Annotated in this window: 15 protein-coding genes and 2 pseudogenes; 7 read left to right on the top strand and 10 right to left on the bottom strand. The window is 60.9% G+C overall.

Annotated features, from left to right (window positions below; genetic code table 11):
• Both X760_RS75255 and X760_RS66370 read left to right on the top strand, forming a co-directional pair.
• On the top strand, positions 1 to 161 hold a 161-nt coding region (locus tag X760_RS75255; RefSeq protein ID WP_156948194.1), incomplete at its 5' end, for a DUF892 family protein.
• Between the two features lie 544 nt (positions 162 to 705).
• Entirely contained in the window at positions 706 to 1,623 is a 918-nt protein-coding gene (locus X760_RS66370; protein WP_031194722.1) for an NADP-dependent oxidoreductase, read from the top strand.
• Between the two features lie 504 nt (positions 1,624 to 2,127).
• Here X760_RS66370 and X760_RS66365 read toward each other — a convergent pair.
• From X760_RS66365 to X760_RS66350, 4 genes are read right to left on the bottom strand one after another with little or no spacing between them, the layout of a single operon-like run.
• The gene (locus X760_RS66365; RefSeq protein ID WP_023721555.1) at positions 2,128 to 2,955 is read right to left on the bottom strand and encodes an ABC transporter permease; all 828 of its coding nucleotides are present in this window, start codon (positions 2,953 to 2,955) and stop codon (positions 2,128 to 2,130) included.
• A 2-nt stretch (positions 2,956 to 2,957) separates the two neighbouring features.
• A complete protein-coding gene (locus tag X760_RS66360; RefSeq protein WP_023721554.1) occupies positions 2,958 to 4,238 on the bottom strand; it encodes an ABC transporter permease in 1,281 nt (426 codons plus the stop codon).
• A gap of 5 nt (positions 4,239 to 4,243) precedes the next feature.
• On the bottom strand, positions 4,244 to 5,293 hold the full coding sequence (locus X760_RS66355) for an ABC transporter substrate-binding protein (protein WP_023721553.1): 1,050 nt from the start codon (positions 5,291 to 5,293) through the stop codon (positions 4,244 to 4,246).
• Positions 5,294 to 5,298: 5 nt separating this feature from the next.
• The gene (locus X760_RS66350) at positions 5,299 to 6,468 is read right to left on the bottom strand and encodes an ABC transporter ATP-binding protein (protein ID WP_031194718.1); all 1,170 of its coding nucleotides are present in this window, start codon (positions 6,466 to 6,468) and stop codon (positions 5,299 to 5,301) included.
• Positions 6,469 to 6,780: 312 nt separating this feature from the next.
• Here X760_RS66350 and X760_RS66345 point away from each other — a divergent pair, with 312 nt between their 5' ends.
• Entirely contained in the window at positions 6,781 to 8,169 is a 1,389-nt protein-coding gene (locus X760_RS66345) for a PLP-dependent aminotransferase family protein (RefSeq protein WP_023721551.1), read from the top strand.
• A 7-nt stretch (positions 8,170 to 8,176) separates the two neighbouring features.
• Positions 8,177 to 9,427, top strand: coding sequence for an FAD-dependent oxidoreductase (locus X760_RS66340; protein WP_023721550.1), 1,251 nt, complete (start codon positions 8,177 to 8,179; stop codon positions 9,425 to 9,427).
• Between the two features lie 334 nt (positions 9,428 to 9,761).
• Here X760_RS66340 and X760_RS66335 read toward each other — a convergent pair.
• The 5 genes and pseudogenes from X760_RS66335 to X760_RS66315 form a co-directional block, all read right to left on the bottom strand.
• Positions 9,762 to 10,526: pseudogene (locus X760_RS66335) on the bottom strand (SDR family oxidoreductase).
• Positions 10,527 to 10,545: 19 nt separating this feature from the next.
• On the bottom strand, positions 10,546 to 11,454 hold the full coding sequence (locus tag X760_RS66330; protein ID WP_023721547.1) for an aminotransferase class IV: 909 nt from the start codon (positions 11,452 to 11,454) through the stop codon (positions 10,546 to 10,548).
• 72 nt (positions 11,455 to 11,526) lie between these two features.
• On the bottom strand, positions 11,527 to 13,341 hold the full coding sequence (locus X760_RS66325) for a hydantoinase B/oxoprolinase family protein (RefSeq protein ID WP_245278694.1): 1,815 nt from the start codon (positions 13,339 to 13,341) through the stop codon (positions 11,527 to 11,529).
• A 13-nt stretch (positions 13,342 to 13,354) separates the two neighbouring features.
• A complete protein-coding gene (locus tag X760_RS66320; protein ID WP_023721545.1) occupies positions 13,355 to 15,457 on the bottom strand; it encodes a hydantoinase/oxoprolinase family protein in 2,103 nt (700 codons plus the stop codon).
• A gap of 83 nt (positions 15,458 to 15,540) precedes the next feature.
• Positions 15,541 to 16,833 (bottom strand): LacI family DNA-binding transcriptional regulator, encoded by a 1,293-nt coding sequence (locus X760_RS66315; protein WP_084642927.1) that lies wholly within the window; start codon positions 16,831 to 16,833, stop codon positions 15,541 to 15,543.
• A gap of 290 nt (positions 16,834 to 17,123) precedes the next feature.
• Between X760_RS66315 and X760_RS66310 the strand changes: the two are divergent.
• From X760_RS66310 to X760_RS66300, 3 genes and pseudogenes are all read left to right on the top strand, one after another.
• A pseudogene (locus tag X760_RS66310) lies at positions 17,124 to 17,959 on the top strand (substrate-binding domain-containing protein).
• A 74-nt stretch (positions 17,960 to 18,033) separates the two neighbouring features.
• Positions 18,034 to 19,572 carry a sugar ABC transporter ATP-binding protein gene (locus X760_RS66305; protein ID WP_084642925.1) on the top strand — a complete coding sequence of 513 codons (1,539 nt, stop codon included), beginning with the start codon at positions 18,034 to 18,036 and terminating at the stop codon, positions 19,570 to 19,572.
• A gap of 23 nt (positions 19,573 to 19,595) precedes the next feature.
• Positions 19,596 to 20,621 carry an ABC transporter permease gene (locus X760_RS66300; protein ID WP_023721540.1) on the top strand — a complete coding sequence of 342 codons (1,026 nt, stop codon included), beginning with the start codon at positions 19,596 to 19,598 and terminating at the stop codon, positions 20,619 to 20,621.
• Positions 20,622 to 21,085: 464 nt separating this feature from the next.
• Here the strand turns inward: X760_RS66300 and X760_RS66290 are convergent, their stop codons facing one another.
• Entirely contained in the window at positions 21,086 to 21,802 is a 717-nt protein-coding gene (locus tag X760_RS66290; RefSeq protein WP_031194706.1) for a hypothetical protein, read from the bottom strand.
• Between the last annotated feature and the right edge of the window lie 238 nt (positions 21,803 to 22,040).

The raw sequence follows: 22,040 nt of genomic DNA, 5'->3' as shown, positions 1-22,040 counted from the left end.
CCGCTGCTCGATCGCTCGGCGAAACCGAGGTTCTTCGGGCTTGCGAAGAGAACCTGCGAGAGGAAGTCGCGATGGCGGATTGGCTGAAAACCCATCTTGCCTCAACGACCGAGCAGTTCCTTGCGCGGGCCGAAGCGGACAGCGACAGCGCCAAGCGGTGATCGGTGGGAACGTAGCGATCGTGAAGTGAGGGCTCGGCGCGGAAGCTGGTTAACACCGGCTCCGATGTCGACGAGCGAGCTCCGGCTTGGAACTGAATAGGAGCGGCGGTGGACGGCAACGATCGAGGGTGCCCATTGGTCGTTGCCGCCAAATAGAAAACACAACGAAAATTGCTTGTACGCGTTGCCGTCTCACCAAAGCGCGCTCGAGGACCAAGTGGCCATCATTCAATGTGATCAGGTGATCAACTTGGTTGCCTAAGCTATCGCGCAGCCAGCTTTCGGATAGCGGCAATAACCCCGATATTTCCTCGATTCACAATCCCGGTGAAGTAAAGGCCGGCTGCAAGGCCCGCCGGAAGGACCGCCCGGTAGATCTGCGTCGCCAGCGGCGTCCTTGCGGCGCGGTCGAGATGGATGGGCATAGCGGCCATGGCGCAATGGTACCATCATTTCCGCCAATCTTGGTCCTGTTTCATGACCAGAGCCGGACATATATCTACCGGCCATCGCCAGGTGACAGATGACCGAGGAGACAATTCCGATGAAGGCAATCGTAGTAGCGGATCGGGCCGCGGGAACGGCCGGGATGAAGCTGGCCGAGCGACCCGAGCCGCAGGCAGCGACAAACGACGTCGTCGTTCAGGTTCATGCGTCGGGATTCGTCCCGACTGAGCTGACGTGGCCCTCGACCTGGACTGATCGCCTCGACCGTGACCGAACACCGTCGATCCCCGGGCACGAGCTGGCCGGAGTGGTCATCGCCCTCGGCTACGGCACGACGGGACTGTCTGTGGGCCAGCGGGTGTTCGGCCTCGCCGATTGGTATCGCGACGGCACCCTGGCGGAGTATGTGGCCGTCGAGGCACGCAACCTCGCGCCACTACCTGGCGATGTCGACTTCACGGTGGGCGCGAGCCTGCCAATCTCGGGCCTGACTGCGTGGCAGGGACTGTTTCAGCACGGCCGCCTTCAGCCGGGGCAGAGCGTCCTCGCGCACGGCGCGGCCGGCGCAGTCGGTTCGATCGTGACGCTACTCGCACGAGAGGCCGGCGCCTACGTCATTGGCACCGGACGCTCTGCCGACCGTCAGAAGGCGCTCGACTTCGGCGTGAACGAGTTCGTCGACCTCGAGAACGATGCTCTGGAAGACGTCGGCGACGTCGATCTGGTGTTCGATGTCATCGGGGGCGACATCCAGAAGCGGTCCGCGGGCCTGCTTCGAGCCGGAGGAACGCTGGTGACCGTCGTCGGGCCCCCCTACGCGCGGCCCGACGATGGCCTGGCGGTCGACTTCGTTGTCGAGTCCGATCGTGCTCAACTGAGTGAGATCGTCCAGCGGGTGCGGGACGGGCGGCTACGGACAAACATCGGCAACGTCTCGACCCTCGATGACGCCGTCGCCGCCTTCAACCCGACCGAGCGACGCACGGGGAAGACGATCATCCGCGTTCGTCCGTAAGGGCCTGGGGACGGGGAGCGGTTCTGCCCTCATTTAGATTCTGAACTGGTTTCCCATCCTCGCAGTATTGGACGGCGAGCAGGCTTCTCCTTCTGGTAAAGAACGGCGTCATTCTGGCACGTGACTAGTTGATGGACCGCGCACCAGCGACCGCACCGGGCTCAATCGAATCGTTCGTTGTCCTGCCGCCAACGGCGTCATCACCCAATGAGTCAGTCGCCTTCGTGTTGTCGCACCTTGCGTTCACGACTGCATCTTCTGCGACTTGGAGAGAACGTCGGCACGCGCTATCCGCGGCCAAGGTGGTCCGGCAATTCAGCGGCTGTCGTGGGGCCGAGAGCGGACTTGCAGCTTCTGGCATCCCAAAGCGATGGCAGACATTCAAGCAGGTGGGATTGAAGTCTCAACTGCAAAGGCGAAGATCCCGAATGGACCTTTCAATGACCGCGTCGTGCCCATCCCGTCTCTTCCGACGATCGCCGACCAGGGCGGCAAGGCCATGAGTTACTCGCTCGCGCTTGGCCGACGCCGGCTGCGTCGGGCCAGAAGATTGGCGACGACCAGGAGGATGATCGACAGCCCCATCATCAGTGTCGCCGCGGCGGTGATTGCCGGGGAGAGCTTTTCGCGCAGGCCTATGAACATTTCGAGCGGCATGGTGCGCTGGTTGGCACTGGCCAGGAACTGCACCACGACGACCTCGTCGAACGAGGTGACGAAGGCGAAAGCGGCCCCTGACAGCACGCCGGGCAGGATCAGCGGCAGCATGACCCTGAAGAATGATGTGATGGGCTTTGCTCCGGAGATGGCGGCAGCGCGCATAAGGTTGCGGTCGAAGCCAGTGAGGCTCGCTCCCACCGTGACGACGACGAACGGGCTGGCGAGCGCGGTGTGCGCCAGGATGATGCCGGCATAGGTACTGGCCAGGCCGACGCGGGCATAGAACAGATACGAGCCGACGGCGGTGATCACCACCGGCACGATCAGCGGCGACAGCAACAGCGGCATGACGATGCGGCGGCCGGGCAACTTTTCGTCGGAAAGCGCGATCGCCGTCAATGTGCCGAGCGTGGTTGCGATCAGCGTCGTCCCGAACGCAACGATCAGGCTGTTGCCAATCGCCGATTGCCAGCGTTGGGTGCCGAGCACGACCGCGTACCAGCGCGTCGAAATCCCCTCCAGCGGAAAGATGAAGAAGGCGCCGCTGTTGAACGACAAGGGGACGGGAACGAGGATCGGCACGAGCAGGAACAGGATCACCATGCCGCACCATAGCCAGAGCAGGGTGATGCGGATTCTTTCGCCTGTCGTCGGATAGGGAGACAGCAACATGGCTACACCAGCTTGAGGCGGTCGAGGCCGAGGATGCGGGCGAAGATGCCAAACAGCGCCAGGGTGAAGACGAGCAGGATGAAGCTCAGCGCTGCCGCCATCTCCCAGTTCAGCTCGACATTGACGTAGTTGGCGATGAAATTGCTGATCAGCTGGTCGCTTGCCCCGCCGATGAGCGCCGGCGTGATGTAGTAGCCGAGGCAGAGAATGAAGGTGAGCAGGCAACCGGCCATGACGCCCGGAAAAACTTGTGGAAGATAGACGCGGCGGAACGCGGTGAAGGGTTTTGCGCCGAGCGAATAGGCGGCCTTCATCTGCGAAGGCGGGATCGTGCGCATGACGCTATAGATCGGCAGCAGCGTGAACGGCAGCTGGATATGGGTCATGGCGATGATCAGTCCGATGCGGCTGTACATCAGGTCGAGCCGGTCGTCGGCAATACCGAGCCACAGCAACAGGTCGTTGACCAGGCCGAATTTCTGCAGGAGCACGGTCCAGGCCGCGGTTCGCACCAGGATCGACGTCCAGAATGGCAGCAGCACCGCGACGATGAGGATGGCGGCGAGGCCCTTGGGTACCGAGGCGATGAGATAGGCGAGGGGGAAGCCCAGTATCAGCGTGGCCAGCGTCACGGCCGCGGCGACGAAGAATGTGCGCATGAACACCTGCAGGAAGATCGCCTGTTGCGGCGGCACTCTTTCAATGCCTCCATCGGCGTTCCAATGCAGATCAAGCGCGCTCAGCAGGTAGAACGACGTCACGCTATGGGTGCCGCTCTCGATGACCGGCCACGTGCCGGGCGCCGACCAGAACGGCACGGCTTTCATCACCTCCAGCGGCGGCCTGTCGGCAGCCTCAAGTTGGCGTACCGTCTTGAGCACCTGGCTGCGCGCACCGGGCACGCGGGCGTTCAGGCTTTTGGCGAGTTCATATGCGGTGCCCATGGCCTGATTGTCCCTGAGGTCGGCGGCAAGGGCCAGGAAGGCGGCATCTCCTGGCAGTCCCGCGCCGTTCCAGCCGCGCAGCGCCTGGCTGGTCTGCGGCAAGGCGTCGGCAATCGTCGGATCGTAGACGGCGCGCGATAGCAGCAGGACGATCGGGATGCCGAAGCTCAGCGCCAGGAGCACAAGCAAAGGCGCCGCCAGCGCCAGCGACCGCAGCCGATCGCCGAACTCGGCGCGCCGAAGTTTTGCCGTGACCGATTTCGCCGCCTTGGCATCGGCGGCCGACCGGTCGCGCGCGGTGCGCGGCCGGTCCAGCTTCGTGGGCTCAAGCGCCGTCATTTTTCCTACTGCGCTAGCCAGGCGTTGAAGCGCTTGACCAGATCCTCGCCGTAGTCGCCCCAGAATTCGGTGTCGGCGACCAGATAAGCGCTCATATGGTCGGGCGCGTTCGGCAATTTGGGCAGCGCGTCCGGCGCGACAAAGGAAGCTGCATCGGTGCGCACCGGCCCGTAAGTGATATAGCTGGCGAGCTTGGCGTTGTTTTCCGGCTGGCTGATATAAGCAAGATATTTGTAGGCCAGCTCTGGGTTCTTGGCGCCCTTCGGAATGGCGATCATGTCGTATTCGAGGATCTGGTTGTTCCAGACGATCTTGAATGGCGCCCCGTCCTTGTCGATCGCATTCTGGATACGGCCGTTCCAGGCGGTGGTCATCACCACTTCCTTGGATGCCAGGAGCTGCGGCGGCTGCGCGCCGGCATCCCACCAGACGATGTCTTTCTTGATCGTGTCGAGCTTCTTGAAGGCGCGGTCGACGCCTTCCGGCGTTGCCAACATCTTGTAGACATCGGCCGGCGCGACGCCATCGGCCATCAGCGCCCATTCCAGATTCTGCGCCGGGAACTTGCGCATCGCGCGCTTGCCCGGAAACTTGGTCGTGTCGAAGATATCGAGCACCGACGTCGGCGCCTCTTTCAGCACATTGGGGTCATAGGCGAGCACGTCGCCATAGGCGTCGAGGCCGACGCCGCAGTCGAGCGCGGAGCCTTCGAGGAATTTTTCGCGCGGCGCGATCTTGGAATAGTCGAGGCGCTCGAGAATGCCGGCATCGCAACCTTGCAGCACGGTCGCGGTCTCGACCGTCACCAGGTCGATCGGCACGTTGCCGGTGTCGACCATGGCTTTGACCTTGCCGAGATCGCCAAGATATTCCTGCTCGACGATCTTGGCACCGGTCTCCTTGCTGAACGGCTCGAACCATGCCTTGCGCTGGGCATCCTGCCAGGCGCCGCCGCTGGCCATGATCGAAAGCTCGTCGGCGAAGGCGACATGTCCTGAGGTGATGAATGCTGTGGCTGCCGCAAAGGCGAACAGCCGTGCTTTGGTGATTTTCATTGTTGTTATTCCCCTGTTTTCGAGATGGAACCGCCCGTTCCGGCGTCTGCCGGAAAGGCGCGGCAGTCGTTGGGCGCGCAGGAAACCGTGACCGGTTCCCCGTTGCCCATGGTCGCTTCGGGGCCGACCTTGACGGTCAGCACCTGTCCGTTTTCCAGCCTGGCCAATAGACGCTGGTGGTCGCCGAGATAGATGCGGCCTTCAACCGTGGCGGCCAGCCCGTTTGCTCCGTTCGAGGCGGACACAAGTCTCAGCCGCTCCGGCCGAATGGCGACATGGCAGGCCGCGCCCTCCTCAACGCCGATGGCGAGCGCCGTAACCGAACCACCACCGTCCAGCGCAACGCGGCAGTCCTTGCCAGAGATGCGCTCGACCTTGCCGAGCAGCGTGTTGTTCTCGCCGATGAAGCTTGCGACAAACGAGCTCTCCGGAGCGTTGTAGAGATCATCCGGTGAGCCGAGCTGGGCAATCCCGCCATTGTTGAAAACGGCGACGCGGTCCGACATCGTCAGCGCCTCGCTCTGGTCGTGTGTGACATAAACGATGGTGACGCCGAGCATCGTGTGCAGCTGTTTGATCTCGAGCTGCATATGCTCGCGCAGCTTCTTGTCGAGCGCGCCGAGCGGCTCGTCCATCAGCACCAGGCTCGGCTCGAACACCAGCGCGCGGGCAAGCGCGACGCGCTGCTGCTGGCCGCCGGAAAGCTGTGCCGGCCGCCGGTCGCCGAACTGCCGCAGCCGCACCATGTCGAGCGCGCGGCCGACGCGGGCTGCGACGTCCGTCTTGGTGATCTTGCGGACGGAAAGCGGGAAGGCGACGTTCTCCTCAACGCTCATGTGCGGAAACAGCGCGTAGTTCTGGAACACCATGCCGATGTTGCGTTCGTAGGGCGGCAGCCTGTCGACCGACCGGCCTTCAAGCGTAATGACACCGCTGGTCGGCCGTTCGAACCCGGCAAGCATATTGAGCGTCGTCGTCTTGCCCGAACCGGAGGGCCCGAGAAGGGTGAGGAACTCGCCGCGCGCCACGCCGAGGTTCAGCCGCGTTACCGCGAAGGTCCGGCCGTCATAGGATTTTTCGACATCGACGAACTCGACAAATCCACGGCTACCGGCATCGGCTGCCCCTGCAGGCTCGCCACTGTCGCATGACAAGGCTGTCGCTTCGGCGGTCACGGACGCAAGTCCGTCGAGCCGCGGCAGAAGCTGCTTGTCGAAACCAGGTGGTGCTTGCCGTGCATGTGTCGGTCTCGCATGACGCTGGCCGCCCAAGGGCGGCAAACCAAACTTGTATGCTCACACAATCGATCGCTAAAGAACCATAGATGCAGACAAGTTTGCCCGTCAAGCGGCTTCCTTCGGGATTGTGTGAGATTTTTTAGCCGGATTTTGGAAGTGTGTACCGGACAAGTGCTATTGTCCGGAGCATTGTCTTATGCTAGATGCGCCGGTAGCCAGAGCGTCAACACACCGAAACCGCCAATCCTCATGCTTCAGGATCTGCAACTCGCCTCGGATGAAGGCCCGGTCTACCGGCGGCTTGCTGACGCTATTGCCGAACGGATTACAGCCGGCACCCTTGCGGTTGGAGACCGGCTGCCGCCGCAGCGCGAGATCGCCCGCGCACTGGGCATCAACGTGACCACGGTGACGCGCGCACTGTCGACGCTGCAGCAGCGCGGCCTGCTCGAAGCGCGGCCCGGACGCGGCACAACGGTCGCCGCCCGCAATGGCGGCGACAGGCCAGGTTTCGTGTCGGCGCCGAGCGACGACACCGGCGTTATCGATCTTTCCGTCAACAGACCTGCGACCTCGGCCTATCTCGATGCGCTCGGGCTGCTGCTGCCGCGCCTGTCGAAGGACCGGCACTATGCCACGCTTCAGGACTATCATCCGCCGGAGGGGCCGCTTTGGGCGAGGACGGCAATCGCCGAGTGGATGCGACCGGTGGCGGGGGAAGGCGATCCCGGCCGCGTGGTGCTGGCGGCGGGCGCCCAGCATGGGCTGGATTGCGTGCTTGGCGCGGTGACCAGGCAGGGCGAGGTCGTGCTCGCCGACGAAGTGACCTATCAGGGCATCAACGCGCTATGCCGGGTGCAGGGGCTCGACCTCAGAGGCGTCGCGATGGACCGTGGCGGCATGCGAGCCGACGCGTTCGATGCGGCCTGCGCGCAGCTCCGCCCACGCGCGGTCTTCCTGGTGCCGACCCTGCACAACCCGACGACCATCACGCTATCCGAAGAGCGCCGGCACGAGCTGGTAGCTGTCGCCCGCCGCCACAACGTCCTCATCATAGAAGATGACGTCTACCGCCCCCTGGCAGACAATGCGCCGCCATCGCTTGCTAGCCTCGAGCCCGAACTGACGATCCATATCGGCGGCATGTCGAAATGCCTTGCCCCAGGACTGCGCCTCGGTTTTGTGATCGCGCCACGCGCCATAGCCGGCCAGGTCGCAGCGGCGTTGCGCATCAACTGCTGGAGCATCAGTCCCTTGACGGCGCTGATCGGCGCGCGGCTGATAGAAGAGGGCCTGGCGGCGCGCATCATAGAAACGCAGAAGCAGGAGCTGCGCCAGCGCCAGGCCATCCTCACTGAAATCCTCGGTCGCTACGACGTCCAGAGCCACGCCACCTCGACCCACGCCTGGCTGCGCCTTCCCGAACCGTGGCGGGGCGCCGGTTTCGCCCGCACTTGCCTGGAGCGCGGCGTTGCTGTCCTTCCAGGTGATGCCTTCGCCGTGGGCCGCGAGCCGGTGCAGCACGGGGTACGCATCAATGTCGGTGCCTCCCGCTCGCTGGACGATTTGCGCAGCGCGCTGAACACGATGGCCGAGCTGCTAGCGGCTGGCCATCTGCAACTGCCCGGCTTCGTGTAGGTCATCGATGGTGACGTCCGAAACGGTCGAAATCGCCATCGTCGGTGCCGGCGTTGTCGGACTGGCAACTGCACTCCGGCTCGCAGCTGAGGGTTGCGAAGTCCTGCTCATCGACCCCAACGAGCCGGGCTCCGGCGCCTCGTTCGGCAATGCCGGAACGATTGCCGAATATGCCTGCATGCCGGTCGGCAATCCGGCTCTGCTGCGCGCGCTGCCAAAGCTGCTTCTCGATCCCGACAGCCCGTTTTCGCTGCGCTGGCCGGCCCTGTTCCAGTTGGCGCCGTGGCTGGTCAGCTTTGTCAGACAATCGTTGCCGGCGGCCACTCGTGCCAATGCGCTGGCGCTGGCCGGACTGCTGGCTGACGCCTTGCCGGCCTGGGAGGAAATGGCAAAAGAAGCCGACATGGCCGACCTGCTGCGCCGCAATGGCTGTCTGTACCTCTATCGCGGCGAAAGCGATTTTGCCGCCGCCGCCGGAGGCAGGGCGCTGCGCGCCGGGTTTGGTGTCCATCAGGAGGTGCTGACGCCGCAAGAGGTAGCAGCACTTGAGCCGGGCCTGGCGGCGACCGGGGCGTGTGGCTTGTATTTTCCAAACTCGATTAACGTCACCGATCCGGCAACGGTGATGCGGCTGCTGCTCAGTGCGGCAATCGCCCGTGGCGCGTCGGCGCGGCAAGCTGATGTTACCGGGCTGCAGGTTGAGACCGGCAGTGTTCGGCTCAGTGGCTCGGGTTTTCAGATCAAGGCGAACACGGTGGTTATCGCCGCGGGCGCGCAATCGCGGGCCTTGGCCATGCAGGCCGGTGACAGGATTCCGCTCGAGACCGAACGCGGCTATCACCTGGAATTCCCGACCGACGCGCCGCTGCTCAACCGGCCGGTCTGTCCCGTCGATCTCGGTTTCTACATGACGCCGATGGCCGGCCGGCTGCGTGTCGCCGGAACCGTCGAACTCGGCGGCCTTGCCGCGCCGCCCAATCCGCGCCGGCTGGCGCTGCTTGATCGCGGTGTCAGGCAGTTCTTTCCCAAACTCGGCAAGCCTTCTTCCGAATGGCTCGGCTTCCGGCCCTCACTGCCCGATTCGCGGCCGGTCATCGGCCGCTCGCGCGGCAGCGCAAGAGTGATTCATGCCTTCGGCCACGGCCATCTCGGCCTGACGCTGGCGCCGATCACGGCGCGCCTGATCGCCGACCTCATTGCCGGACGTGGCGATCTCGCGCGCATAGCTCCCTTTGCGGTGGACAGGTTCGGCGCCTGAAGTCCACGCGGTCTGCGAAAAGGCAACGTCGCTCGGGTTTGGAGGTGGGAGAGTGAATTTTCTGCCTTGGCAATGGCATGATAGGCAAGGGGATTGATTGATCGCCAGTCGTCGTCGCTGGAGCCTGGAAAAGTGCTTGCTGTCGCTGCGACACGCCCGCTTTGAACGTCGCGGCTGTAGGTCGCCAGAGCAGCCTCATGTGATAACAATGACCCTCACGAAGGATAGCACACTGAGTTCCGTCGAGAGTGTTTCCTGCATGAGAATCCGTGTCCACATGGATGATGGAGAAGCGAAGGAAAAAACATGCTCGCGCTGGGGCAGCGCCAGGCGTTCACACCGTCACTGTGATGCCGCCGTCCACGTAGAGCGTGTGGCCGTTGACGAATGAAGAGGCGTCGCTGGCAAGAAACACTGCAGCCCCGATGAGTTCTTCAACATTGCCCCATCGACCGGCCGGCGTGCGCCGTTCCAGCCACGTGGAGAACTCGCGGTCCCGAACGAGTGCCTCGTTGAGCGGCGTCTTGAAATAGCCTGGCGCGATGGCATTGACCTGCAAACCATGCTTTGCCCAATCCGCACACATGCCTCTGGTCAGGTTTCTAACCGCCCCTTTTGTCGCCGTGTAGGGCGCGATGCCCGGACGAGCCAATTCGCTCTGGACTGAGCCGATGTTGATGATCTTCCCGCGGCCGCGGCTAATCATGCCTTTGGCGACGGCTTTGCTCACATAGAAAATGCTGGAGAGATTGGTTCGAACAAGATCGTCCCATTTCTATTCCGGGAAATCCTCCAATGCTGATCGATGCTGGATGCCGGCATTGTTGATGAGAATGTCGATCGAACCAATCGAGGTCTCAATCCGCTCGACCCCCTGTCGCGCAGACCAGGCATCCGTGACGTCGAAGGCCGCCACCTCCACCGACAGACCATCCTTGAGCAGATCTGTGGCGGCGTCCTTCAACGGCTGCTCACGGCGACCGTTCAGGACAATCAGGGCACCAAACTCCGCCAGGCCACGGGCAATCGCCAGGCCAATGCCCTGGCTCGAGCCCGTAATCACGGCAATCTTACCGTCGAGGTCGAAAAGCGATCGCATCTGCGTTTTCGCCCTGCGATCAGGAAGCGTAAGACACTGGCGTCGCATGCCAGCCGTCCTTCCGCTTCTCCCAAAAGGCTGTTCTCAGCCGCGCGGAAATCGGACCAGGTCGGTCGTTCCCCATGATCCTTTTTCCAAGACGGCTTACCGGCATAATGCCGCCAGCCGTAGTCGAGAAGAAGATTTCGTCGGCGGCTTCGAATTCGTCGCGGGAGATATCCCGGACCTCACAGCGAATTCCAAACTCGTCGCAGAGTTCCAGGACTGTTCTTCGAGTGATACCTTCGAGCGCACCGCGTTTCGGCGTGATGACCTTGCCGTCGATGACGGCGAAGACATTGAAGCCTGGTCCTTCCGTCACGTTTCCATCGCGACCCAGCAAAATGCAGGTTTCGGCACCTTGATCGTGCGCCTCGAAATTCCCGCGCGTCAGGTCGCCCCAGTGGAAATTCTTGATTGTCGGGTCGAGCGACTCCGGCGCAATCCGTTGGGGGGACGCGATCATGGCGTGCACGCCGCGTTCCTGCTGCTCGGGGGTGAACACCCACACCCAAGGCATGACATGGCAAATCAAATAACTGCGGCCGTTTATGGGGTGAAGCGGCACGCCGCGCGGTGGACGGGAGCGGACACAGTCCATCGCCACATAGGCCTCGCGCAAGCCGGTGCGCCGCACCAGTTCGGCGAGAATATTCTTGATCTCTTCGTCGCTTTCCTTCGGGTTCATCCGCAACTTCGTCATCGAGGTGCGAAAGCGTTTGACATGATCGTCAAGCCGGAAGAATGCGCCGTAGTAGACGCCCGCGACATCGTAGGTAACATCGGACCGGCGGTAGCCCCATTCGGTGATACCGAGCTTGGCATCCTTGAGAGGCATGAATTCACCATCAATGTAGGCCGCGCCAGCGGACCAATCGACGTCTGTCATCGTAGTTCTCCTTGATCTGAAAATCGTGCCCGCTGTCGGGCAGCCTGACAAAACCCGGGGGTATCGGCCGGGCTATATGGCCACCGCCAGTTCGCTCCGGCCGGCGCGCAGGATGCGTGTTTGGACGATGTCCAATTCAAGATTGTCGTCTTCGGGAGACCCCTTGAAGGCTACTCCGTAGATGTCTCGTGCGCGCTGCACGCTGATCCACCCTTCGGCAAGATCGTGCAGCACGCGCGCGGGATCGCGTTCCCGCGGAGAACCATATCCACCGCCGCCTGCGGAGTGAGAGACCATGTGCTCACCCGGCTGCAGAGTGACCCCGTAGCAAGGGGGAAGATGGACGACCGAACCATCTGCCTTGCGCATTGCAGCTCTGGACAGACCGCCGGGGCCACCGCCGCGAGCGCCTACGGCAGGCGTGATGGTACCATCAGCGGTATAGAGGACCGTCAAGGAGTTCCCGCCCCACGGGCCGTACTCACTGTAGACCGACGGCGCGCCGCGAAACGTGCCCGCTCCCTCGCTGTCGTCGAGAATATGGCGATCGTAGACGATGATTGGATGGTGGAGCTCATCGACTTCGACACTGTCGATATGGCACATGCCCGCGTTGCCGGCATGGATCATGGTCAAAAAGCCGTCGGTGACCGGCGTGCCGGCGCCACCGCTAATGCCGATATGGACTTGATTGATGAAGGGCTCATCATTGTTGTAGGGATCGCGCCCAGAGATGACACCCATTCCTGGCGGTTGGATTGGACCGGTCGCGGCTTGCCCAAAGCCAGCCGAAAGCTCGGCTATTGCGCGCTGCACCGGATTGGTGACGTGGTCGGCGAGATTGGTCGTCGCCACCGAGCACGAGGCCGGGTGCCTCGGAATGCCGACGCAGCAGTTTTCGCGAACCCGAATCTCAATGCGTCGAAAGCTGCCCGCATTGGCGGTGACATGATGATCGAGGATGCCGTTGAAAATCCCGATCATCGCGGCGCTCTTGGCGGTTGCCTCCGTAAGATTGAGGCCACAGGGCTGGCAATCAGGATTGTCGCGCAGATCGACGATGATCCTGGCCTGGATCGTGTCGACCTCAACGTCCACTTTGACAGGAATGCCGTCCGGGATGCCGGGGAAGGGGTCGTGAGCGGACTCCAGAACGACACGTCCCGAAGACAATCTCCTGATTGCCTCGATCATTTTTTGTTCGGAATAGTCGAACCAGCGGGCGGCGTAGCCTTCAAGCATATGCCAGCCGATCTCGCGGCCGAGGTTGAGCAGTTCGCGCTCGCCGATGCGTACAGATCCCAGGCTCGCGAGAAAATCACCCCACCATTGGTCCGGAACCCGGATACGGGCCTGGCACATGCGCACGATGTCGTGGTTGGTCTCGTAGTCTTCCTGAATCTTCGTCGCCGAAAAGATCAGGGCACCCTCTTCGTACAGATCCTTCACATCGGCGAGATAGCTGGAGGGACGGGAATTGCCGCAGTCCGCCTGATGTGCCTTAGCCAGCACGAAGAAGCGCAGGATGCCCTCATCGTCGATGACCGGGACGATCATGCAGTGGTCAGCCGCGTGGGAGTTTCCCTCATAGGGGCTATTGTGGAGGAAGCAGTCGCCACGCTTGAGCCCCGGATGGTGCTTGAGGACCGCCTGGCACATCAAGTCAGGGCCGATGAGCGTGTGGTTCGGCAGACTTTCCGCGGCCGCCAGCAGCTTGCAGTCAGCAGTCAGAACAACACATGAAAAATCATGGGCCGTGTTGAGGATACCGGAGCGAGCGGTTCGGAAAAGAGTGTTCTGCATCTTGCGGGCGATGGTCTCTATACGGCTGGAAATCATCGCCATCTGAACGCCGTCCGGCGCCTTCTTCAAAATTTGCTCAGACAATGTAAGCGCCTCCTTAGAATGTCACACGCAGGCCACCACTGGCCGTGCGTTCTGCGACTGTGCCCGGATCGACCACGACGGTCGTGAACGACGATTCGATGATGGCGGGGCCGGCAACTGGTTCGCCCGGCTGCATAGCCTCGTAGCGATGAACCGAGACGTCGCTCCAGCCGAGTTCGGAGAAGTAGACCGGTCGCCTTGCGCGACCGCCGGCAAAATCACCCTCAGGAGGGAGCGTGCCGGTGGCCCGATCGGTCAGTCTGCATCTGACCTTGGCGCGCCATGTTACGAATTCGACATTGGAATTGCGGTCGCTGATCTCGAAAATACGCTGGTGGGTGTCATGGAAGGCATCCGTGACCTGCTTCAAATCGCCTTCGCTCTTCACCTGATCAAGCGGGAGAGGAACGTCGATTTCCCAGATCTGATGCGGATACCGCGCCTCTACGGAATACTCGATGTGGCAGTCGAGTGCCCCGGCGCCGGGCCCTTCCGCGAACTCAAGGCATCGCTTCCGCAGCTCTGCCAGAACCTCGTTGATCTTGTCACCCGCAAATCTGTCGCTGGTTGTAAACTGCAGTTGCGCATAGTCCGACGAAAGCTCCGACATCAGGGCCCCGGCCGCGCTCATCACGGCACCTGCTTCGGGGATGAGGACACCAGCGCATTGAAGGCGCCTGGCAACTGCGACTGCATTAAGTCCTGCGGCGCCGCCGCCGCCGATCATGACGGCCGAGGTGGGATCGATGCCCTGATTGACCGTGATCTCCTCGATCGCTCCGACCATCTTTTCGGTTGAAAGCCTCAAGACGGCGGCAGCGGCTTCCTCAACTTTGATGCCGAGCGGCTCGGCGACCCTCACGCGCAATTGCCGGGTCGCACCCTCCCGGTCGAGGACCATGGCGCCGCCCAAAAAGAAGTCCGGATCGATATAGCCAAGGATCAAGGCGCAATCCGTGACAGTAGGTTCGGTTCCACCGCGGCCGTATGCGACTGGCCCCGGCGTCGAACCGGCGCTTTGCGGACCGACCTGCAGAATTCCGCCATTGTCGACCCATGCGATCGAGCCCCCTCCGGCGCCGATGCTCTTGATGTCGACAGATGGAAAGCCGGTCATATGGCCGCGCGTGCGCTGGCCAATCCACGTCTCGCGGCTCCAGGGGATGCGCCCGTCACGTACCAGGCTGACATCAAAGGTGGTTCCACCCGTGTCCGCGACAATCGCAACGGCGTTGCCGAAATCGCGCTCTACGTAGTAGCGGCCTGCAACGGGCGCCATCGCCGGTCCTGAATTGATCGAGTGGATGGGAGCCCGTGCAACCGCCGTCGCATCCATGATGCCGCCACTTGAGGTAACCATCAGTGCACGACCGTTGAAACCGGCGTCTCGCAACCTGTTGGTCAAGCCATCGAGATACTTAAACATCAGCGGTTTCAGTGAGGCGTCGATGACGGTCGCGGACGCTCGACGATATTCGCGCAGGGTTGGATTCAACTGGTGCGAGAGCGTGTATGGAACATCCGGCAGATGCTCCTTCAGCAGTCCTCCGATACGCCGTTCATGAACCGGGTTGACAACCGACCACAGGAGGCAAACGCCAACGGCTTCAATTTTCAGCGCCTGCAGTTTTTTGATTGTCGCGATGAAGTCGGTTTCGTCCAGTCCCTCGACGATGTTGCCGCGAGCATCGATGCGTTCATCCACTTCGAACGTATACCGCCGAGGCACATAGGGTTCAGGATAGGCGACCGTAAAATTGAAAGGCTCAATGCGCCCGCCCTCGCGCATGACCAGGATGTCACGATGACCTTTGGTCGTGATGAAGGCTGTTTTCGCCGTCTTGCCGGTGATGATCGCATTGATGGCCCGGGTGGTGCCGTGCACGAACATGGCGCCGCGGCTCAGGAAATCTCCGAGTTCTAGGCGATAGTGCCTGGCTGCGAGACCCAAGGCATCGAGCACGCCGCGCACCGGGTCATCAGGCGTCGTCGACGCTTTGAATAGCCTGATCTCGTTGCCATCTTGAACGACAAGGTCGGTGAAAGTACCACCGGTGTCGCACGCCATCCTGATATGATTTGCGCTTGGTTTGATCTGGGTGGCGTGGGTATTCATAAGGCAAGCCTCTTTCGTGCCAGCGCGGATGTATCCGGCCGGATATTCTCGGGTTGTCGGAAGAAGGGCGCTGTTTGGCGCTACTATTCTAGGTGTCGTTTCCGGACATGCGTGGCAGCATCTTCCTGTGGCTTCGCACATGTGTCTCGAATGACGAGTTCGGGCAGAAAAATCGTGTCGGAGCCGGCGTTGGCCGGCGCCGCATTTGGTTTGAGAACACGCTCGACGGCAGCGCTGGCCATCGCTTCGATAGGCTGACGTATGGTCGTCAGTGCAGGAAATGACAGCTGGCTGATCCAGGCATCGTCCACGCCAATAATCGACATGTCCTTTGGAACGGCAATGCCGGCGGAACGGAAAGTCGCCAGTAACCCCAGCGCGATCATGTCGTTGAACGCAATAATGGCCGTGGGCCTGGGCGACAGTGCCGCCACATCGGAAGCGGCATCACGACCGACCTCGACCATCTGGGCGTCTGCGACATCAAGTGCGCTCTGGTGACGCTCGAGCACCACAGCCTGACTGTCGTCGAGTTCGTGGTCCTTCATTGCTTTCTTGAAACCGGACAACCGCATCACCCGGCTGTGGGTGATGAGGGGATCGGTCACATAGGCTATCCGCCGATGACCAAGAGCAAACAGATGCTCCACAGCCATCCCGATTGCCGCCTCATGATCGAGATTGACCGTATCGAGTCGAGCAAGCTTCAAATCGAGCCTGTTGGCGTCCACGGCAACGATCGAAAGGTCGCTCCACGCCGAGTAGTAACCCCGCCTGGTGTTCAGGGGCGCGATCGTGATGAGATCGGCAACGCCTACGGCGGCCAGATTGTCCAGAAACTCCTTCTCAAGCTTCGGATCGCGCATGGTGTTGCACAGGTGGACCCGGTAGCCCGCCTTCACCGCGGCCTGTTCTATCGAAAACACCATCTGCCCGTTGAAGGGATTAACGATGCTGGGTACGACAAGCGCGATAACCCGGGCCTTGCCGGTCTTTAGCTGGCGCGCTGCCTGGTTCGGTCGGAAATCAAGCTCGGCAATTGCCATCGCAATGCGCGTCCTGGTCTCCGTCCCGAGCCGGTGGAATCGATTGTTCATGTAATTCGAGACGCTGCTCACGGATACGCTCGCCGCTTTCGCGACATCCTGAATGGTGGCGCGGTCCGCAGCATCTGTGGGCGATCCACTCTTCGGCGGCATGTCGTTCAAATCTCCCAAGGTCCCAGAGACCCTCATTCTACAACTCCCGCAGGAGAACAAAACCTCGATGGTCGCGAGTCCGGCTCCGCCGCTGTGCGGCCAATCAATCAGGTAAAACGGTACACTAAAATTCCTCCCTGTCAATCGATCGCCGATCTGACGATGTTCACCGATCATGCCACTGGTATCGCAAATTTGGCGTGACAGCTCGACTCCGAAGAGAGGACAAACACGTCAAAGGGAGTTGACAGGTGAAAAATATCAGGTGTATCGTTTTACCAACTGTAGCAAGCCAAAGAGCTTCGCAGCAGGCTTAAAGGCGCTGAACACGTCTCGCATGGGGGCAACGCCACGCCTGAAACTTCCGCGATCGTTTTCTTGCGATGCTGCCGCTAGTCCGACGGGTACCGGGCGAAGTCGGCAAAGACATAGCTTTCCATCATCAAAAAAACCGACGGAGACGGAACATGAAAAAGATTTTGCTGGCCGCCGCATGTCTAGCGCTGCTCGGCGTCCCTGCTCAGGCTGAAACAATCGGCTTCAGCATGCAGCGGTTCGACGACAATTTTCTCGCGATTCTTCGCAGTGGTCTGGAGGCGCACGCCAAGGACCTTGGGAACGTGACGTTGCTGATCGAGGATGCGCAGGGCGACATCGCTCGGCAGCAAAGCCAGATCGAAAACTTCATTGCCGCCAAGGTCGACGGCATGATCGTGATCCCGGTAGAGGCCGATGCCGGCGTCGCGATGTCCAAGACCGCCGACAAAGCCGGAATCCCTCTGGTCAGATCGGAAGAGCACACGTCTGNGGCAAGGGCAAAGCCGTCATTCTGATGGGAGAGCTTGGAACCCTGGTTGCGCGTGGCCGCACCGAGGCAGTGCACGAGGTGTTCAAGTCCGATGGATGCAAGGGCATCGAGATCGTCGAAGAGCAGACGGCGACCTGGTCGCGCACGCAGGCGCTCGACCTGACCACAAACTGGCTGTCGGCAGGCCTGAACTTCAACGCTGTTATTGCAAACAACGACGAGATGGCGCTGGGTGCGCTTCAGGCCATCAAGGCAAGTGGTGGATCAACCGGCGACTACGTCGTTGCCGGCATCGACGCGACGCAGGACGCCTTGACAGCCATGAAGTCGGGCGATCTCAAGGTGACCGTTTTCCAGGACGCGATCAGCCAGGGAGAAGGCTCGCTCGACACGGTGCTGAAGCTGGCCCGAGGCGCGAAGAGCGACAAGAAGGTCTTCACCACGCTCGAACTCGTCACCAAGGACAACATGGACAAGTACCTGAAAAGGAACTGACCGCCAGCATCGCGCGCCGGTCATTTGACCGGTGCGCGGACTGTTCCGTTCGATCTGGATTTGGGACGACTTCGATGCAGACCACAGTCGCCGTCACGCGTACCCCGCCTGGTATTGAGGACAAGCGTCAGTCTTGCCTGCTGAGCGTGAGCGGGATCAGCAAGTCGTTTCCGGGCGTGGTAGCACTCGACGATGTGAGCTTTCAACTCAGGCGGGGTACCGTCCATGCACTGATGGGCGAGAACGGCGCGGGCAAATCCACGCTGATGAAAATCCTGGCGGGGATATATCAACCCGATGCAGGAGAAATCTTCCTCGACGGCGTTTCCGCCCAGTTCAAGACCCCGCTCGACGCGCTGACACAGGGTGTCGGGATGATCCATCAGGAGCTAAACCTGATGCCCTCGATGACGGTCGCGGAGAACATCTGGATCGGCCGAGAGCCGCGCAATCGATTTGGGATCATCGATCACCGGCGCATGAATCGCTTGTCGGTTGATCTTCTCGCGGAGCTGAAGATCAGCCTGAACCCGGAGGCGGAAGTTCGTCATCTTTCGATTGCCAGCAGGCAGATGGTGGAAATCGCAAAAGCGGTTTCCTATCGCTCGCGCGTCCTGATCATGGACGAGCCCACGTCAGCGCTGACAGAGCGCGAGTCTGCTCACCTCTTCGAGATAATAGGCGACCTGAGGAAGCAGGGCATCGGCATCGTCTACATCTCGCACAAGATGCACGAGATCTTCGAGATATCGGACGAGATCTCCGTTTTTCGTGACGGCAAATATATCGGCACTCATGCGGCAGCGGCCACTAATCGGGATGAGATCATCCACATGATGGTTGGCAGAGACATCTCAACACTGTTCCCGAAAAAAAATGTTCCAACCGATGATGTTTTACTTTCGGTTCGTGACCTCACTTTGCGCGGCGTCTTCTCGGGGGTGTCTTTTGATCTGCGGGCGGGGGAGATACTGGGCCTCGCCGGCTTGATCGGGTCGGGGCGGTCCAACGTCGCCGAAACCGTCTTCGGGGTGACGCCCGCCACCAGCGGCGAGATACGGATAAAGGGGCAACGCGTCGATTTGAAATCGCCACGCGATGCGATCTCCAACGGAATGGCCTTCCTGACAGAAGACAGAAAACAAAGCGGCTGTTTTCTCGTCCTCGACGTCCTTGAGAATATGCAGATTGCCGCTCTTCAAAGCCAATTCGTCAAAGCTGGCTTCGTCCAAGGCAAGGTGATTGCCGCGGCATGCAGTGAGATGAGCAAGACGTTGCGCGTCAAGAGCTCCGGAATCCACACCACGGTCGAAAACCTATCGGGCGGCAATCAGCAGAAGGTGCTGATCGGACGCTGGCTTTTGACCAGACCGGGCATCCTCATCCTGGACGAGCCGACACGCGGCATTGACGTTGCTGCCAAAGCCGAGATTCACGCCCTTGTCTCCTCACTCGCCACCGCGGGCGCGGGCGTCATTCTGATCTCCTCGGAGATGCCGGAGATCCTTGGAATGAGCGATCGGATCATGGTGATGCATGAAGGAAAGATCACCGGCGTTCTGGACCGAGATGAGGCGACGCAGGTCAAAATAATGGAACTCGCTTCGAAGTAAGTGAGGAATAGAGGAACTGCACGATGGGAAAAGACACAACAGCCGCCGCCATTCCTGAGTACCGCGGCAGCTTTGGCGGTTGGCGAAAACCTCAGGAACTCAATATCTTCCTGGTCCTGGTGGGGATCGTTCTCCTCTGCGAGGTGTGCGGCTGGCTTTTGATCGGGCAGAGTTTCGTCTGGAATCCGCAGCGCCTGACGATCACCATCCTCCAGGTGTCCGTGGTCGGCATTATCGCAATCGGCGTGACACAGGTCATCATCACCGGCGGCATCGACCTTTCTTCGGGGTCCGTGGTAGCGGCAAGCGCGATGATGGCGGCTGGGTTTGCCCAATCCGCGGAATGGTCGAAGGCGCTTTATCCTTCATTGACCGATCTGCCGGCGATCGTGCCAATCGCCATCGGCGTCCTGATAGGCTTGCTTGCAGGTATGACCAACGGCGTTTTTGTTGCTTATGCCCGAATCCCGCCGTTCATCGCAACGCTCGGAATGATGGTTTCGGCAAGGGGCATTTCGAAATGGTATACAAAAGGCCAGCCCATTTCCGGGCTGACTGATCAATTTACCGCCATCGGCTCCGCCGCATGGCCGGTGTTTGTCTTCATAGTCGTTGCAATGATTTTCCATGTAGCGCTTCGCTACACCCGGTACGGCAAGTACACTTATGCCATCGGCGCGAACGTCCAGGCAGCGCGGGTCTCCGGCATAGATGTCGAAAGGCATCTGGTTAAGGTCTACGCGATCGCCGGAATGCTTGCCGGCCTCGCCGGCATCGTCACAGCGGCGCGCGCGCAGACGGCTCAATCCGGCATGGGATACATGTATGAGCTCGATGCGATTGCCGCAGCCGTGATCGGCGGAACGTCGCTTGCCGGCGGGGTGGGCCGGATAGGGGGCACCGTAATCGGCGTGGTGATCCTGGGCGTGATGTCGTCAGGCTTTACGTTTCTGCGGGTCGACGCCTACTACCAGGAAATCGTCAAGGGCCTGATCATCGTCACGGCCGTGACCATTGATGTCTACCGCAATCGGCAGAAGCGCTCCTAGATCGAGCCCGCGCTGGAACGGCATCTATTCCAAAAAGGTACAATAAAAAGCCGTTCAGATAAAACTCACCAAGGCAGGGAAGTTCCGCAAGCACAAACAGACTTCAGGTCAATTCTGAAAAATTCCGTCGATGGAGATCGAAAATGCAGATCAAAGCGCTACACAGCTTGACATTTCAGCATTTTGACATCGACCTACTAGTCGAATGCATATCTCAAAGGTGGCGATATTTGGCCAGGGTTCACGACGTTGCTCGTCGACTTGTCGACAAACATGGGGCGAGCCGTGCGTCGGATCTTGCAAAACGGGCCGCCGCCAGAGCGTCGGGGAGGCGCGGGGCGATCCTGCGGGCCGTTGCCGAGTCAGTGAACGATCTGATGCGGTTGGACATTTTCTACCATTGATCGGGCGGTTCGAGCTTACGGCAAAGGCCGCCCACAGTCGCTCACTACGCAACGATCAACTCAGCTGATCGGCTGCAGTTCGATGGCCAGCCAAACCGCATCGGTGTCGGCGAAATAGCGATGCCACGGATATTTCCACTGGTTCGTTCCGCTGACCCGGCAAAACGCCTCATGAGTAAAGCCTGGCGCCATGAGGACATCTTGATAAAGCGTCGTCTGGTCGTTCTCCCTGAATTTCTGCATGCGGCCGGTTCCGAAAATCTGCGTGTGGACCTCGAGGAAAGGAGGGTTGTCGTGAATGAAGCAGTCGGTTTCAGCAGGTGACCACCAGAGGTTCAGCTTGAGCACGAAGCGCTGCAATTGCCGTTCCACGGCGACCTCACCGGAAAAGAACAGCGGGTCGAGTTCGACTTCGCCGACCGTGTCCTGCAGTGAGATGAAGAGCGGGGTCTGGCGCGGGAAAGACCGGATGCGGTTGCCGAGCCAGTCCCAGCGGCGGAACATGACGCCGCCCAGGTCGACTGTCTTGCAAACTTTCAGGACAGCGATCCGGCCGCTCTGTTCGATCGTGGCCTTCGACAGCATGGCCGAGCGCCAGGGCGCAATTGAAGTCTTGATCGCATCATCGATGATCAGACGGTCGCTCGACAGGTTGACAACGATGGCGCTTTCGACGTGCAGGCCGGAGCCGTCTTCGAAGAAATCGGCGGCAACAAAATCGTCCGTGAAATTCAGAGGTCGATGCTGCAACAGGGTAGCGCCCCGATGAATGCTCATATGCCCTCTGCCCCTCTCAAGACCACAGTGCGACGCTGTCCTGCGATGGCTGTCGCCAGGAAGTCACATCGACAGACGGTCAAGAGGACAGAAAGAGGGGGCTTCAGCAATTTCGCAGACGCACTTCGATCAGCGCGATCTGACGCAATACTCGCGTCGCCCGCCGGTATTGCGCCATCCGCGGCACCGGTTGAGTCGTCGATCCAACAGCGGACAGAGGGTCTGGCGTCGAAATTCA

This window comes from Mesorhizobium sp. LSHC420B00 (assembly GCF_000503055.1).
Taxonomy (GTDB): Bacteria; Pseudomonadota; Alphaproteobacteria; order Rhizobiales; family Rhizobiaceae; genus Mesorhizobium.
Note: the sequence above shows the minus strand (reverse complement) of the source record. Positions and strands in the feature narration are given on the sequence as shown.

Bases quoted from the DNA above. Each gene is read 5' to 3' on its own strand.
- X760_RS66370 (WP_031194722.1), top strand. From the start codon at position 706: ATGAAGGCAATCGTAGTAGCGGATCGGGCCGCGGGAACGGCCGGGATG.
- X760_RS66365 (WP_023721555.1), bottom strand. From the start codon at position 2,955: ATGTTGCTGTCTCCCTATCCGACGACAGGCGAAAGAATCCGCATCACC.
- X760_RS66360 (WP_023721554.1), bottom strand. From the start codon at position 4,238: ATGACGGCGCTTGAGCCCACGAAGCTGGACCGGCCGCGCACCGCGCGC.
- X760_RS66355 (WP_023721553.1), bottom strand. From the start codon at position 5,293: ATGAAAATCACCAAAGCACGGCTGTTCGCCTTTGCGGCAGCCACAGCA.
- X760_RS66345 (WP_023721551.1), top strand. From the start codon at position 6,781: ATGCTTCAGGATCTGCAACTCGCCTCGGATGAAGGCCCGGTCTACCGG.
- X760_RS66340 (WP_023721550.1), top strand. From the start codon at position 8,177: ATGGTGACGTCCGAAACGGTCGAAATCGCCATCGTCGGTGCCGGCGTT.
- X760_RS66330 (WP_023721547.1), bottom strand. From the start codon at position 11,454: ATGACAGACGTCGATTGGTCCGCTGGCGCGGCCTACATTGATGGTGAA.
- X760_RS66320 (WP_023721545.1), bottom strand. From the start codon at position 15,457: ATGAATACCCACGCCACCCAGATCAAACCAAGCGCAAATCATATCAGG.
- X760_RS66315 (WP_084642927.1), bottom strand. From the start codon at position 16,833: ATGATCGGTGAACATCGTCAGATCGGCGATCGATTGACAGGGAGGAAT.
- X760_RS66305 (WP_084642925.1), top strand. From the start codon at position 18,034: ATGCAGACCACAGTCGCCGTCACGCGTACCCCGCCTGGTATTGAGGAC.
- X760_RS66300 (WP_023721540.1), top strand. From the start codon at position 19,596: ATGGGAAAAGACACAACAGCCGCCGCCATTCCTGAGTACCGCGGCAGC.
- X760_RS66290 (WP_031194706.1), bottom strand. From the start codon at position 21,802: ATGAGCATTCATCGGGGCGCTACCCTGTTGCAGCATCGACCTCTGAAT.